The following is a 13,626-nucleotide window of genomic DNA, read 5'->3' on the forward strand; positions in this document are numbered from 1 at the left end:
GCTCACGCTCCGTCCGGCAGCGGCGCCCGCGCGTCCACGAGCTTCCTGGCGCGCAGCTCCTGCCAGAAGGCGTGCGGCACCGCGCGCCCGGACATCGCGATGTTGTCGGCGACCTCGGCAGCGTTGCGCGCCCCCATGACGGCCACCGTCACGGCCGGATGGGCCATGCAGAACTGCAGCGCGGCGGCCTTCAGCTCGGTGCCGTGCTTGCGGCAGAGCTGGTCGAGCTCGAGCGCGCGCGCAACGAGCGCCGCGTCGGCGTCTTCGTAGTTGAACTTCGCACCCGAACGCGGATTGGCCAGGATACCGCTGTTGTAGATGCCGCCGAGCAGGATGCCGATGTTCTTGGCAACGCAAACGGGAAACAGCGCGTCCAGCGCACCCTGGTCGAGCAGCGTGTAGCGCCCCGCGAGCAGGAAGCAGTCGACCGGCACGGCTTCAGCGAAACGCGTCAGCATCTCGCACTGGTTCATGCCGGAACCGATCGCCTTGACCGTGCCGTCGTCGCGCAGACGCACCAGCGCGCGAAAAGCACCGCTCACGGCAGCCTCATAGTGATCATCGGGATCATGCACGAGCAGAACATCGACGCGATCGAGCCCGAGGCGGCCGAGGCTCTCCTCCACCGATCGCATCACGCCATCATAGCTGAAATCGTATTGCGGGCGCAGCGCGGGCGCGCCCTTGTAATGTTCGTCCTCGACGGTCGTGGCGTCGGGCGCGCGCAGCAGGCGGCCGACCTTGGTCGAGATCGCATAGGACTCGCGGTTCTGTTGCCGCAGGAAGGCACCCAGTCGTTGTTCTGCCAGGCCGAAGCCGTAGAGCGGCGCGGTATCGTAGAAGCGGATGCCCGCAGACCAGCCGGCCGCGAGTGTCGCCTCCGCATCCGCATCGCTGACCGCCGAGAACAATCCGCCGAGCGGCGCCGAACCGAGGCCGATCGAAGTGACATCGAGACCGTCAGCAAGCCGGTTACGCTTCATTGCTGTCTTCCTCCCAAAGCAGCACTCCCTCCCCCGCAGGGCAGGAGAGGGAGTGTAGCGCGGGAACGTCGGGGCTGGCAGACGTTCCCGCTCGACGTGCCTACTTCAAGAGTTGAGCGACGTTATCCTTCGTCACGAGATCGAGACCGGTGTAGATCACTTCCGGAACCTTCTGCCCCTTCTTGATCGCAAGCAACGTGTCCATCGACTTCTCGCCCATTTCGAACGGGCGCTGGCCGGTGAGCGCGTTGGAGTAGCCGTCGCGCAGCAACTCGAGCTGCATCTTCAGCGTATCGGCAACGACGAGCGTCAGCTTGCCGCTGTCGATGTCCTTCTTGTTCTTGTTGACGAACGCCTTGAAACCCTCAGGGGCGAACATCGGCCAGCCGCCGACCGGGACGATCGCGGCGAGATCCGGGGTCGCGGTCCGTAGATCCGTCATCTGCTGGACCGCAAGCGTGGAATCGTCGTTGCAGAAGGTCGGCGACCCCTGCACCTCGACCCACTTCGAGCCCTTGAGCGCTTCGCGGACGCCGTCGACACGTTCGGCAAGGTTCTTGGCACCCGGGCCGCCGGAGACCATGGCATATTTGCCGCCTTCGGGGCGGAGCTGAAGCAACTGCTTGCCCAGTGCGAGGCCGAAGTCCTTGTTGTTGGTGCCGATATAGGCGATGCGCTTGGAGCCCGGCGCGTCCGCGTCGAACGTGATGACGGGGATGCCGGCCGCGGTCGCGGCCTCAATCGACTTGGTCATGGACGCGACGTCGGCAACCGAGATCGCGAGCCCATCCACCTTCTGGGTGATGAAGTCCTGGATGATCTGCGCCTGGGTCGCCGGCTCGTGCTCGATCGGCCCCTTGTAGATGCACTCGACGTTGCCGAGCTCCTTGGCTCGCTTCATGCATCCGTCACGCGCCACGTCGAAGAACGGATTGTTCATCGCCTTGGGAACGACGGCAAACTTGTAGGTCTGGGCAAATGCCGGGGTCGCCATCATCGCGATGGTCACGCCGGCCAACAACAGCTTCTTCATTGCTTTCCCTCCACACTGTGATGCCTATCCATTTGTGATGCTCCGGCAGGCGGATAGACGATGTTTCGTTGTCCTTCCGGAGTAACCCCCTGAAGCGCCATGAGATCTGGATTGATCATCATTCCGCTTCAGGTCTTTGTTTTGAGCATGATCCTTCCGGAAAACCGCTTCACACTTTTCCGGATCATGCCCTAAGTCATGCGCGAGCGGATGCGGTCGACCAGCACGGCAAGGATGATGATCACACCGACCAGCGTTTGCTGCCAGTAGGAGTTGACCTGCGCGAGCACGAGGCCGTTGCGGATCACCTCCAGCAGCACGCAGCCGACGATGGCGCCCAGCGGACCGCCGAGGCCGCCGGCGAGATTGGCGCCGCCGATCACGGCGGCGGCGATGACGTTGAGCTCGTAGGACGTCGCCATGTTCGCGGGCGCTGATCCCAGCCAGCCCGAGATGATGATGCCTTGCAGGCCGGCGGCAAGCGCGCAGATCACATAGACTTCGATCTTCACGCGCGCGACCGGGATGCCGGTCAACTCCGCCGCCTTCTCGTTGCCGCCGAGCGCGAAGACGTGGCGACCGAAGCTCGTGTGATGCAGCACGACCGCCATCAGCACGGCGAGTATCACCAGATAGATGAATGGCGCGGGCACACCGAGCACGTCGCCCGAGGTCAAGGCGTAGAACGTCTCGGCGTCCGGCCCGCCCGGAAAGCTGCCGCGGCCATTCGAGACCACATAAGCGAGCCCGCGCACGATCGAGAGCATGCCCAGCGTCGTGACGAAGGGCGACAGCCCGAGCACCGCAATGCAGAAGCCGTTGAAAAGGCCGACGATGAACGCGACGAACAGACCTGCGAGCACCGAAATCAACAGGATCAATCCGGGCACATTGGCGACGACCGTCTTTCCATCGGCGGCCAGATGGACGAAGGACGATCCCGGTGCCGACAGCTCGACCATGACCATGGAGGTGATCATGGCGGAAAAACACATCATCGAGCCGACGGAAAGATCAATGCCGCCGGTGATGATGACGAACGTGATTCCGAGCGTGGCGATGGCGATGAAGGAAAAGTTCTTCGCCACGTTCTGCATGTTGCCTTCGGTGAAGAAATAGGGGCTGGCAAAACGCATCACGATCATCAGCACGATGAGCGCCAGCAGGACGTAGCCGGTCTGCGAGGCAAAGATGCCGCGCTGCCACCATCTTGTCTTGCCGACGTTGGAGAACGTGACGGGGGATTCCAGGGGCATGGCCATCACGCCGCCTCCTTCGCGCCGGTGATCAGGGCGGTGACTTCTTCGGGGGATGTCTCGTGGATCGGCTTGTCCGCGCGTTTCTCGCCGCGGCGCATGACGACGACGCGGTCGCAGACGGCAAACACGTCGGGCATGCGGTGGGAGATCAGCATGACGGCGACACCCTGCTCCTTCAGACGGTGGATCAGGCCCAGCACCTGCTCGACCTGGCGTACGGAGATGGCGGCCGTCGGTTCGTCCATCATCACGAGCTTGGCGTTGGACAGCCGGGTGCGGGCGATCGCGACCGCCTGGCGCTGGCCGCCGGACATCTGCTTGACCAGGTCATACGGCCGCGTCTCCGAGCGCAGTTCACCGAACAATTCCAGCGCACGTGCCGCCATCGCCTTGTGATCGAGCAAAGCGACGGGGCCGAATTTGCGCTTCAGCTCGCGACCGAGAAACACGTTGGCTGCTGCCGTCAGATTGTCGGCGAGCGCGAGGTCCTGATAGACCACCTCGATGCCCACCCCGCGGGCATCGACCGGGCGGCTGAAATGGACGGCATTGCCGTCGAAGCGAATCTCGCCGTGGGTTGGGCGGAAATTGCCGGCGATGATCTTGACCAGCGTCGACTTGCCGGCGCCGTTATCGCCCATCAGGCCGACCACTTCGCCCGGACGCACGTGCAGATCGACGTCGTGAAGCGCGCGGATGGCGCCGAACTCCTTGCCGATGCCGGTCAGTTCCAGCACCGGCTGGCCGTCTCCTTGATTGGTTGTCATGCTCGGCCTCGCTCAGACGTACCGGTTAACGACGGATTCCAGATATTCCTGCCGGCCCGACCGCGGCTGCGGATCGAAGCCGGAGGCGAGCGCACGATCGGCGAGATCGGCGAGCGAGCGCTTCCCCGCCATGATGGCCTGCCCTTCACTGTTCGTCCATCCGGCATAGCGCTCGGCGAGCGGCCTCGTCAGCGCCTCGGCGTCGAGCATGTCGGCCGCGGCAATCAGCGCCCGCGCGCAGGCATCCATCGAACCGACATGGGCGTGGATGAGATCGTCTGGATCGATCGATTGACGCCTGATCTTGGCGTCGAAATTGAGACCGCCGGTGGAGAAGCCGCCCGCCTTCAGCATGTCGTGAAACACCAGCGCCAGCTCCGGCACGTTCATCGCGAACTGGTCGGTATCCCAGCCAAGCAGGTCGTCGCCTCTGTTGATGTCGAGCGAGCCGAACACGCCGAGCGCCTGGGCCAGCGCCACCTCGTGCTGGAAGGAATGGCCGGCGAGGATGGCATGGTTCTGCTCGATATTGAGCTTGACGTCGTCGAGCAGGTCATAACGCTGCAGGAAGCCGTAGCAGGTGGCGACGTCGAAATCATATTGATGCTTGGTCGGCTCCTTCGGCTTGGGCTCGATCAGGAGCGGCCCCTTGAAGCCGATCTTGTGCTTGTGCTCGACCACGAGGGAGACGAAACGGCCAAGCTGGTCCAGCTCGCGCTTGAGATCGGTGTTGAGCAGAGTTTCGTAGCCTTCGCGGCCGCCCCACAGCACATAGTTCTGCCCGCCGAGCCGGTTCGTCAGCTCGAGCGCGGCGCGGACCTGGCCGGCGGCATAGGTGAAGATATCGGGGTCGGGATTGGTCGCCGCACCCGCCATGTAGCGACGATGCGTGAACAGGTTCGCGGTGCCCCACAGCAGCCGCACCTTCGCTGACGCCATCTTCTTCTCGAAGACATCGCCGATCGCATTGAGGTTGGCGACGGACTCGGCAAGGCTCGCGCCTTCCGGCGCTGCATCGACATCATGGAATGTGAAGAAGGGCACGTCGAGCAGGCGGAACAGTTCGAAGGCGATGTCGGCCTTGGCGCGCGCCATCGCCATGGCGTCGGAACCGTGGTGCCACGGGCGCAGGAACGTCTCGCCGCCGAAGGGATCGCCGCCGGGCCAGCAGAACGAATGCCAGTAGCAGACCGCAAAGCGCAGATGATCCTCGAGCCGCTTGCCGTGGACCATTCGGTCCTTGTCGTACCAGCGGAACGCCAGCGGGCTCTTGGCGTCCTTGCCGCCGTAGGCGACCGGGTCGGCTGCGCCGAAGAATTTTGGTAACGTGTTCACAGGGATAACTCCTTCAGCGCGGGATAGAGCTTGCGCCACTGCTGATAGGTCTCGTCATAGGCCGCAGTGCGCGATGGGTTTGGTGTGAATGTCGCAAGGCGGCGCGGACGCGAGCAGACCCGCGCGGGATTTTCGCCGGTGGCGGCGAGCCGGCCGAGCCTGGCAGCACCGAGCGCGGCGCCGACCTCGCCTTCCTCGACACGGTGGACATCAACACCGAGCACGTCGGCGCAGATCTGCGCCCAGAGCGGCGAGCGAGAACCGCCGCCCACGAGATCAACCTCGGTGATCGCCCCTCCCGCAGCACTCAGCGCCGCCAGATTGTCGCGCGCGGCGAAGGCGACGCCTTCAAGCACGGACTGGACGATCTGGTTGCGGCCGGTCGCCCCGCGCAAGCCGACGAAAGCGCCGCTCGCGGCGGCATCGTTGTGCGGCGTGCGCTCGCCGTCGAGATAGGGCAGGAATTTGACCGGGCTCGGACCGTCAACGCGCTCGCCCAGCGGCGCCAGCAGCGTCGCGGCCGGGACCTCCATCACTTCGGCGAGCCAGGCGAGCGAGGCCGCCGCCGACAGCATCACACCCATCTGGTGCCAGAGGCCGGGCAGCGCATGGCAGAAGGCGTGCACAGCCGCTTCGGGCGCCGGCGCAAAATTGTCGGTGACGCGGAAGATCACGCCGGAGGTGCCAAGCGAGAGGAAGGCATCGCCGGGCGCAATCGCGCCAAGTCCGATCGCGCTCGCCGCATTGTCGCCGGCGCCGCCGGCAACGACCACGTTCTTGGCCATGCCCCAGCGCTGCGCGAATTCGCCAGCAAGCACCGCGCTCACCTCACTGCCTTCGACCAGGCGCGGCATGTGATGCAGGTCGAGCCCGGTGGCGCGAAGCAGCTCCGCCGACCAGTTGCGTCTGCCGACATCGAGCCACAGCGTTCCGGCGGCGTCCGACATGTCCTCGACCATCTCACCGGTGAGGCGATAGCGCACATAGGCTTTCGGCAGCAGCACCTTGGTGACGCGCTTGAAAATATCGGGTTCGTGCCGTGCGACCCAAAGCAGCTTGGGCGCGGTGAAGCCGGGCATCGCCAGATTGCCGGCGATGGCATGCAGCGACGGGCAGCGGCGCTCGAGCTCGACGCATTCGCCATGCGAGCGGCCGTCGTTCCAGAGGATCGCCGAGCGCAGCGGGCGTCCATCCGCACCCAGCAGCGTCGCGCCATGCATCTGGCCTGACAGCCCGATACCGCGCACGCCGGCGACATCACGCGGATGGGTGACAGCGAGATCGTCGATGGCGCCGATCGATGCCTCGACCCAGGCATCCGGATCCTGCTCGGACCACAGCGGCTGCGGATGCGACAGCGCAAGCTCGCGCGCGGCCGTCGCGACGACCGCGCCAACCTCGTTCACGAGCACCGCCTTCACACCGGACGTGCCGATATCCAGTCCGAGATCCAATTCGTCCTCCCTTGCTGGCCCGCTCGGCGATCTCCGTCGCCTGTTCCACGGGCCGTCCTCTTTTCGACTGCCGCTACGGCAGATTGTCCCGCATCAAGATGTCGATGCGGATATTCTCCTGTTCACTCAAGATCGGCTCCTGACGCGCAAGCGACAGCAGCACGCGCACGGCGGCGCGCGCCTCATGTCCCGGATTCTGCGAGATCGCGACGTCCAGTGTGCCCTGCAGCAACAATTTTCGCGTCATCGCCGTGAGATCGTGGGCGATGAACACGATCTGCTTCTCGCGGCCGGCCTCGGTCAGGGCCTTGGCCACGCCTTGCGTGCCGGCGCCGACATTGTAGAGGCCGACGATATCAGGATGCTTGGCGAGCAGCCGGGATATCAGCTGCTCGGAGCGGTCGTCCTCGTCGCGCCCTTCGAGCAGAGGCAGGATCTCGAGGTGCGAAAATTCCGACGCCATCACCTGGTTGAAGCCAAAAATGCGCTCGGCATGGTCGCGCAGGCCCTGCGAGCCCGCGATGATGGCGACCTTGCCCGGAGTTGAGCCATGTCCCGGGCCGACAAGGCGGCCGATCAGCGCGCCGGCGGTGCGGCCGGCGGCGATGTTGTCGATGCCGACATAATGGTGACGACGCGAGGACGGCACGTCCGACACCAGTGTCACGACCTTGGCGCCGCTGTCGACGAGATCGTTGATGGCGGCACGCACGCTCGGATGGTCGAGCGCGACGACGGCGATGCCGTCATAGTCGCTGCCGACGAGCTGCTCCAGCGAGGCCGCCAGCACGGAGGGGTCGAACACGTCGGTGATGACCATCTCGACGGCCAGGCGGCGCGCGGAGAGCCAGCCGGACATCTCGCCGAGATAGGCCTGGATCTGCAGCATGAACGGGTTGGCCCCGGTCGGCATCACGAAAGCAAAGCGGCGGGCACGGCCGCGGGCGAGCTCGGCGGCCGCAACATGGGGCTGGAAGGCGTTCCGCTCGATCGTCTCCAGCACGCGCCGGACCGTATCCGGCCGCACGCCGGGCCGTTTGTGCAGGACACGATCAACCGTCGCCAGGCTGACACCGGCCTCGCGGGCGATGTCCTTCAGCGTCAGCGCAGCGGAGGCAGTGTCTTCGGCCATGGCTGAAGGCTAGCAGAGGTGTTTTGAGGTGCGCAACTCATTTTGAGGGATAGGGCCGGAATTTCGATTCCCGGTTGCGCGGGCGTCAGCTACGAGTGGGCCAGATCAAGTGTCAGGTACAGGCTGTTGGGGTCTTCGACATAGGCCGCGAACGGATCGCACGGTACGAAACCGTGGGCCTGGTAGAGCGCGTGCGCCGGCTTGAAATAGTCCCACGAGCCGGTCTCGAGGCTCAACCGCTTGAGGCCACGCCTGCGCGCCTCGGCGATGATGTGGCGGAGCATCAGGCCACCAAAGCCGCGCCGGCGCGTAGTCTGGAGCGTGTGCATCGACTTCACCTCGCCGTGGTCCACCGACAGCGTCTTCAGCGCGCCGGTCGCAACCAGGGCCTCGCCATCCCAGCCGGTCCAGAACGCGACGTCACTGGCGCGAAGGCCTGCGAGATCGAGCGCATGCGCGCTGCCCGGAGCGGTCTGGGCCCGCGCGGCCGCGACGTGGTGGTCGAGCAGCGCGACGACGCGCGGATCGAAGGTGTCGCCGATGCGAATCAGCATCGTCATGCCTCCAAGCTACCTAGCGAGTTGCTCCGGCATGGAGATGGCGAGGATATCTTCGGCATCCTGGATGCGTGGCGTCCCGTGCGATCGGCGCATCACATTTTCCCGTAAGAGGTGCCGCGCCTGGTGATGATGACGTAGCGGGCATCCTGTTTGGTTTCGTTCTCAAAAATCACGGCGCGCATCACGTCGAAGTCGAGACAGTCACCGTCGCGCAGGCGCACTGCCTTGGCATCGATATGCACGCAAACCGCGCCCTCCAGCATCAAGAGCTGCTGGGTGAAGGCGTTGCGGCCCCAGGGGCTGTAGGGCACCCGCGCACCGGCAGGCAGGTCGACGACGATGATCTCGATGCCGCTCGCCGCATCGACCGGGGAGGCGTGGCGGCGCCGGTAGCCGCTATCCGGATCGCGCCATTGCGGCTGGTCGGCAAGCCGCGTCAACCGCTCCGGCGGCTTCTCAGACAGCGCGACGACGTCGCTGAGCGAGACATCGAGCGCCGAACAGAGCTTGTTGAGCAGCGCCGCGGTGGCGCTGCTCTGCGCCCGCTCGACCCGACCGATCATGGCCCGGCTGACACCGGAGCGGCTCGCGAGCTCGTTCAAGGTCATGCCGGCCTGGGTTCTCAACGTCTTCAAACGGCGACCGATCGCGCGATCGAGTTTCTGCTGGTCCATGGTCTTCCGATCCGAACATTGCCCGGCACATGGACCGCATCCGCCGGACGGGAAGAGCTTAGGCCGGGGAGACGGGGCGTGCCGGGAGCCGGCGGCTAATATATTGGAATTTCGGCGCGGCCGTGAGCGGCTGGCGGCTGAGTCGAATGCAAATGGCAGCGGCGGAAGTCTGGAGCGGGCGAAGGGAATCGAACCCTCGTATGCAGCTTGGGAAGCTGCCGTTCTACCATTGAACTACGCCCGCTTACGCGCGTGTCCTGCGCCCCTCCTGATTAGCCGAGACGGTGTCCGTCGCCAAGCGGTTTGGCGTGCCGGGCGCGACAGTTGTTAACGTCCTGGTCAGAATCCAGGCGCGACGGATTGTGGCGGTGTTATGATCACGCCGGTGTGAGGAACGTGCGATCGGTGGGCGTGCACGTGTTCGGCCTGCTTACGCAATGTTCGACACGGCCATCGGCGCTTTCGGCGCGGCTCGAGGGCGCCCGTCCGATCGAAAGCGAGACGCTATTCGAGGTGCTGCTGCCCGTTGCCCCGCCGCGCTCGCCCTCCTAAATACCTTTGATGGATGCGACCACGCTGCTGACGTCACAGTCGATGACGGTCTCCGAGTTTCGTTGCGACGCGGGACCGGCCGACAAGCCGTTTGCCGAATGCCGCGATGGTCATTCCATCGCTTATGTCCGCTCTGGAAGCTTTGGCTGCCATTGCCGCGCCGGCTTCTTTGAACTGGTGGCGGGGTCACTGCTGGTCGGCGCACCCGGCGACGAATACACCTGCACGCACGAGCATGTTTGTGGCGACGTCTGCCTTTCCTTCTTCTTCAGCGAGGACCTGGTCGATGCCCTCGGCGGACGACGCGAGTGTTGGCAGGTCGGCGCGGCGCCGCCGCTGCCCGAGTTGATGGTGCTGGGCGAACTCGCCCAGACGGCGGCAGATGGCAACAGCGACTTGGGCCTCGACGAGGTCGGCCAGATCCTCGCCGGGCGCTTTGTCGAGATGGTTTCGGGCAAGCCGCGCAAGCGGGTGGCGCCCACGGCGCGCGACCGCCGCCGCGCCGTGGAGGCCGCGCTGTGGATCGACGACAACTCACATGCCGGAATCGACCTTGAGCAGGCCGCGCGCCTCGCAGGTTTGAGCCCGTTCCATTTCCTGCGGCTGTTTTCCAACGTGCTCGGCGTCACCCCGCATCAATATCTGGTGCGCTCGCGGCTGCGACATGCGGCGCGCCTGCTCAGTGACGACGATCTCGCGGTCACCGACATCGCCTATGACGTCGGCTTCGGCGACCTCTCCAACTTCGTCCGCACCTTCCATCGCGCCGCCGGCCTGTCGCCGACCCGGTTCCGGCAGGCCGCAAGGGGCGAGCGCAAGATTCTCCAAGAGCGGTTCGCCGTCAATTGACTAGGATCATCTCCATCGCGCGCCCCTGAGCGGCGCTTCGCAATGGAGATGACCATGTACGACCATATCGGACTGCGCGTTGCCGACCTCGACGCCGCCACGCGTTTCTACACGGCGGTGCTGGCGCCGCTCGGCTACGTCCTGTGCTCGAGCGGCGACGGTTATGCCGGCTTCGGGCCGAAGGGCGAGCCGGCCCTCTGGCTGCATCTGAACAAGGGCCGCAAGGCCGACGGCATGCATATCGCGTTTCGCGCCAAGGACCACGATTCGGTGAAGGCATTTCATCGCGAGGGGCTGAAAAGCGGCGGCCACGACAATGGTGGCGCGGGACCGCGCAAGGATTATAGCCCGACTTACTACGCGGCGTTCTTGATCGATCCTGATGGCAATAATGTCGAGGCGGTTTGTACGTGAGCTGGCCACGAACTCCGTCATTGCGAGGAGCCCTTGCGACGAAGCAATCCAGACTGTTTCAACGGAGACATTTCTGGATTGCTTCGCTGCGCTCGCAATGACGCAGGGCTTGGCGACCACCTGCCGAAATCAAGGACAGTTTTCCAATGGCCTCCATCCGCAACGACATCTCCTCCCCGCCCCGGCCCGCGACGTCTGGGACGCGGTGCGCGATTTCGGCGCGCTGCATCAGCGGCTGGTGCCGGGCTTTGTCACGGCTTGCGCGCTCGACGGTGACACGCGCATCGTCACTTTCGCCAACGGCTCGGTCGCGCGCGAGGTGCTGGTCGATTGCGACGATGCGCGACGGCGGCTGGTCTATGCGATCAACAGCGAGCGATTGAAGCATTACAGCGCCTCGGTGCAAGTGATCGCCGAGAGTGACGCGGATTGCCGCCTGGTCTGGATCATCGACATGCTGCCCAACGAACTTGCGGCTTATGTGCAGGAGCAGACGAAAGCGGCGGTGAGCGCCATGCACAAGGCGTTTCCCACGAACTAGCGCGCCTGCGTGACGTATCTCACAGAGGTCCGCCCGCATCGGCCGTAACCATATTCGCGTGCGTCCTGACGGCCTCGCTCTCCCGGCGGGGCCACGCACGCGAGGAGCATGCCATGAGAGGTGCGGACAAGGTGATCTGTCAGGCAGCCGCCGTGCTGCTGCTGTTTTCGGTCGCGAGCTCGCCGGCCCAGGCGCAGTTCCTCGGCAGCGCTGCCGGCGGCGAGGATATGATGACCCAGATGGCGCCGATGCTGGAGATGATGAAGGCGAAGATGGGCAAGCGCCGCTTTGCCATGATGATGCAGACCATGGGCCCGATGATGAGCCGCATGATGGAGAACGGCGGCGGCGGGTTAGGTGGCCTGATGGGTGGCGGCGGGCTCAGTGTGCCCAATTACGGCGGCTACGCGCCCGCGGGCGGCGGCGACATCATGGGCATGCTCGGTGGCTCCGGCGGCGGCGACATAATGGCGATGATCCCGCAGATCATGCGGCTCGCCAATGTCGCCGGCGGCGGGCATCGCCGCCACAAGCATCGCTAGTCCGCAACCAGCACTGGCTGGACGGCCGGCTTCGTTTTGCGCGGCCCCCAGCGGGTCAGCACCACGCTGGACGATGAGAGCAGGCCGAGCACGACCATCGAGCTCGCGGCGAGCCAGAAGAAGTTCTGCGCCGTCGCCTCGTGTGTCGACAGCCACCAGCCGCAGGTCGCGATGTAGATCAGCCGTGCAGTCTGCGCCAGCACCGGGCCAATGACCTTGGCCGCACCTTGCGACGAGAAGTACATCGTCGAGGCAAGGCCGATGAACGCGTAGAACGGCGCCACGGTCGACAGATATTGATGACTGGTCGCGCGCACCGTGGGGCTGTCGGTGAAGATGTCGACCCAGAGATCGGGGAACAGGGCGACGAGGCAGGCCGGCGCACCGACGGCAACGAAGGCACTCGCGCCCGCGATCCAGGCGATGCGCCGCGCGCGGCCGATACGGCCGGCGCCGACCGCCATGCCGATCATCGGCACGGAGGCGATTCCGAACGAGAATGCGATCGAGGTCAGCAGGAATTCGAGCCGTGCGCCGATGCCGTAACCGGCGAGGATCGCGGTGCCGAACTTCGCCAGCATGTGGGTGAAGATCGAGATCGTCAGCACCGATTGCAGCGGCGAGAAGCAGGCGATGGCGCCGACCTTCAGGATGTCGAAGAACATCGACCACTGGATGCGCAACCCACGCAGCTTCGGCACGACGCGGGCGCGGCCGGAAAACAGATACCAGCCCATCACGCAGATGTTCATGGAGTAGGCGATCAGCGCGCCCGCCGCGACCCCGCGCATGCCGAGTTGCGGGAAGGGCCCGAGCCCGAGGCCCAGCGAGCCGCCGAGCACGATCTGCCAGACCGCGGAGTTGAGGATCAGGAGCGACGGCAGCTTCATGTTGCCGGTGCCGCGCAGCACGCCGGCCATGGTGTTGAGCAGCCACGGCAGCACGGCGCCGCCGAAGAAAACCTGCGTGTAGGCGATCGCGTGCGCCAGCACATTGCCGCGGCCACCGAGCATCGTGAGCACCTGCGGCCCGAAGAGCAGCATGGAGAGCATGAACACGAGCCCGAAACTGATGCCGATCAACAGCGCATGCGCGGCGAGCGTCCCGGCCCGTTCACGATCGCCGGCGCCGAGCGCACGTGCGATGGCGGAGGCGACAGCACCGCCCATGGCACCGCCCGACATGGTCATGGTCAGGATCACGGTCGGAAACACCAGCGCCATCGCAGCCAGTGCCTCCACACCAAGACGTCCGATATAGGAGGTCTCCGCGATCACCACGCAGGTGCCGGCGGACAAAGCGACTACGTTCGGCCAGGCAAGAGAGAGCAGCGTGCGCAGGATCGGCCCGTCGGTCAGCGCACTCCGCGCAGGGCGCGGTGGCCGCGGCAGCGGACGTTCCTGCACATCGACCGGGATCTCGGCGATCTCAGTCATTTCCTCTCCCGGGTACAGGCGCCATTCGCGGCGCGGCAATGCATGGGTGCGCCAATCAATTTGCTCGCGCGAGAGGCGCGATACGTCACTGTTAG

Annotated in this window: 13 protein-coding genes, 1 tRNA gene and 1 pseudogene; 4 read left to right on the plus strand and 11 right to left on the minus strand. The window is 65.3% G+C overall.

Annotation, left to right across the window (positions count from 1 at the left end; all coding sequences use genetic code 11):
* Positions 1-2: 2 nt before the first annotated feature.
* The 10 genes from ACVW16_RS15585 to ACVW16_RS15630 form a co-directional block, all read right to left on the minus strand.
* On the minus strand, positions 3-983 hold the full coding sequence (locus tag ACVW16_RS15585) for an aldo/keto reductase (protein ID WP_456738849.1): 981 nt from the start codon (positions 981-983) through the stop codon (positions 3-5).
* A 100-nt stretch (positions 984-1,083) separates the two neighbouring features.
* Positions 1,084-2,016, minus strand: a complete 933-nt coding sequence (locus ACVW16_RS15590) for a sugar-binding protein (protein ID WP_092239524.1) — start codon at positions 2,014-2,016, stop codon at positions 1,084-1,086.
* A gap of 191 nt (positions 2,017-2,207) precedes the next feature.
* Entirely contained in the window at positions 2,208-3,278 is a 1,071-nt protein-coding gene (locus tag ACVW16_RS15595) for an ABC transporter permease (RefSeq protein WP_456737033.1), read from the minus strand.
* Positions 3,278-4,042 (minus strand): ATP-binding cassette domain-containing protein, encoded by a 765-nt coding sequence (locus ACVW16_RS15600; RefSeq protein WP_456700062.1) that lies wholly within the window; start codon positions 4,040-4,042, stop codon positions 3,278-3,280. The genes ACVW16_RS15595 and ACVW16_RS15600 overlap by 1 nt, the downstream gene beginning before the upstream one ends.
* Positions 4,043-4,054: 12 nt before the next feature.
* On the minus strand, positions 4,055-5,377 hold the full coding sequence (gene xylA / locus ACVW16_RS15605; protein ID WP_456700063.1) for a xylose isomerase: 1,323 nt from the start codon (positions 5,375-5,377) through the stop codon (positions 4,055-4,057).
* The gene (gene xylB / locus ACVW16_RS15610; protein ID WP_456802370.1) at positions 5,374-6,831 is read right to left on the minus strand and encodes a xylulokinase; all 1,458 of its coding nucleotides are present in this window, start codon (positions 6,829-6,831) and stop codon (positions 5,374-5,376) included. The genes xylA and xylB overlap by 4 nt, the downstream gene beginning before the upstream one ends.
* A gap of 73 nt (positions 6,832-6,904) precedes the next feature.
* Positions 6,905-7,963: a LacI family DNA-binding transcriptional regulator gene (locus ACVW16_RS15615; protein WP_456737031.1), complete on the minus strand. Its 1,059-nt coding sequence runs from the start codon at positions 7,961-7,963 to the stop codon at positions 6,905-6,907.
* Between the two features lie 89 nt (positions 7,964-8,052).
* On the minus strand, positions 8,053-8,517 hold the full coding sequence (locus tag ACVW16_RS15620) for a GNAT family N-acetyltransferase (RefSeq protein WP_456700066.1): 465 nt from the start codon (positions 8,515-8,517) through the stop codon (positions 8,053-8,055).
* A 98-nt stretch (positions 8,518-8,615) separates the two neighbouring features.
* The gene (locus tag ACVW16_RS15625; RefSeq protein WP_456700067.1) at positions 8,616-9,197 is read right to left on the minus strand and encodes a helix-turn-helix domain-containing protein; all 582 of its coding nucleotides are present in this window, start codon (positions 9,195-9,197) and stop codon (positions 8,616-8,618) included.
* A gap of 170 nt (positions 9,198-9,367) precedes the next feature.
* A tRNA-Gly gene (locus ACVW16_RS15630) sits at positions 9,368-9,441 on the minus strand.
* A 317-nt stretch (positions 9,442-9,758) separates the two neighbouring features.
* Here ACVW16_RS15630 and ACVW16_RS15635 point away from each other — a divergent pair.
* From ACVW16_RS15635 to ACVW16_RS15650, 4 genes and pseudogenes are all read left to right on the plus strand, one after another.
* Entirely contained in the window at positions 9,759-10,598 is an 840-nt protein-coding gene (locus ACVW16_RS15635; RefSeq protein ID WP_456737030.1) for a helix-turn-helix transcriptional regulator, read from the plus strand.
* A gap of 54 nt (positions 10,599-10,652) precedes the next feature.
* The gene (locus tag ACVW16_RS15640; RefSeq protein ID WP_456700069.1) at positions 10,653-11,012 is read left to right on the plus strand and encodes a VOC family protein; all 360 of its coding nucleotides are present in this window, start codon (positions 10,653-10,655) and stop codon (positions 11,010-11,012) included.
* Between the two features lie 146 nt (positions 11,013-11,158).
* Positions 11,159-11,553 (plus strand): annotated as a pseudogene (locus tag ACVW16_RS15645) (SRPBCC family protein).
* A gap of 113 nt (positions 11,554-11,666) precedes the next feature.
* Positions 11,667-12,095: a hypothetical protein gene (locus ACVW16_RS15650; protein ID WP_456700071.1), complete on the plus strand. Its 429-nt coding sequence runs from the start codon at positions 11,667-11,669 to the stop codon at positions 12,093-12,095.
* Here ACVW16_RS15650 and ACVW16_RS15655 read toward each other — a convergent pair.
* Entirely contained in the window at positions 12,092-13,531 is a 1,440-nt protein-coding gene (locus ACVW16_RS15655) for an MATE family efflux transporter (protein ID WP_456737028.1), read from the minus strand. The genes ACVW16_RS15650 and ACVW16_RS15655 overlap by 4 nt on opposite strands.
* Positions 13,532-13,626: the final 95 nt, after the last annotated feature.

This window comes from Bradyrhizobium sp. USDA 4474, assembly GCF_054057515.1.

What these genes read in the sequence shown, in the direction of transcription:
- ACVW16_RS15585 (WP_456738849.1), bottom strand. Translation starts at nt 983, where the DNA reads ATGAAGCGTAACCGGCTTGCTGACGGTCTCGATGTCACTTCGATCGGC.
- ACVW16_RS15590 (WP_092239524.1), bottom strand. Translation starts at nt 2,016, where the DNA reads ATGAAGAAGCTGTTGTTGGCCGGCGTGACCATCGCGATGATGGCGACC.
- ACVW16_RS15595 (WP_456737033.1), bottom strand. Translation starts at nt 3,278, where the DNA reads ATGGCCATGCCCCTGGAATCCCCCGTCACGTTCTCCAACGTCGGCAAG.
- ACVW16_RS15600 (WP_456700062.1), bottom strand. Translation starts at nt 4,042, where the DNA reads ATGACAACCAATCAAGGAGACGGCCAGCCGGTGCTGGAACTGACCGGC.
- ACVW16_RS15615 (WP_456737031.1), bottom strand. Translation starts at nt 7,963, where the DNA reads ATGGCCGAAGACACTGCCTCCGCTGCGCTGACGCTGAAGGACATCGCC.
- ACVW16_RS15620 (WP_456700066.1), bottom strand. Translation starts at nt 8,517, where the DNA reads ATGCTGATTCGCATCGGCGACACCTTCGATCCGCGCGTCGTCGCGCTG.
- ACVW16_RS15625 (WP_456700067.1), bottom strand. Translation starts at nt 9,197, where the DNA reads ATGGACCAGCAGAAACTCGATCGCGCGATCGGTCGCCGTTTGAAGACG.
- ACVW16_RS15635 (WP_456737030.1), top strand. Translation starts at nt 9,759, where the DNA reads ATGGATGCGACCACGCTGCTGACGTCACAGTCGATGACGGTCTCCGAG.
- ACVW16_RS15640 (WP_456700069.1), top strand. Translation starts at nt 10,653, where the DNA reads ATGTACGACCATATCGGACTGCGCGTTGCCGACCTCGACGCCGCCACG.
- ACVW16_RS15650 (WP_456700071.1), top strand. Translation starts at nt 11,667, where the DNA reads ATGAGAGGTGCGGACAAGGTGATCTGTCAGGCAGCCGCCGTGCTGCTG.
- ACVW16_RS15655 (WP_456737028.1), bottom strand. Translation starts at nt 13,531, where the DNA reads ATGACTGAGATCGCCGAGATCCCGGTCGATGTGCAGGAACGTCCGCTG.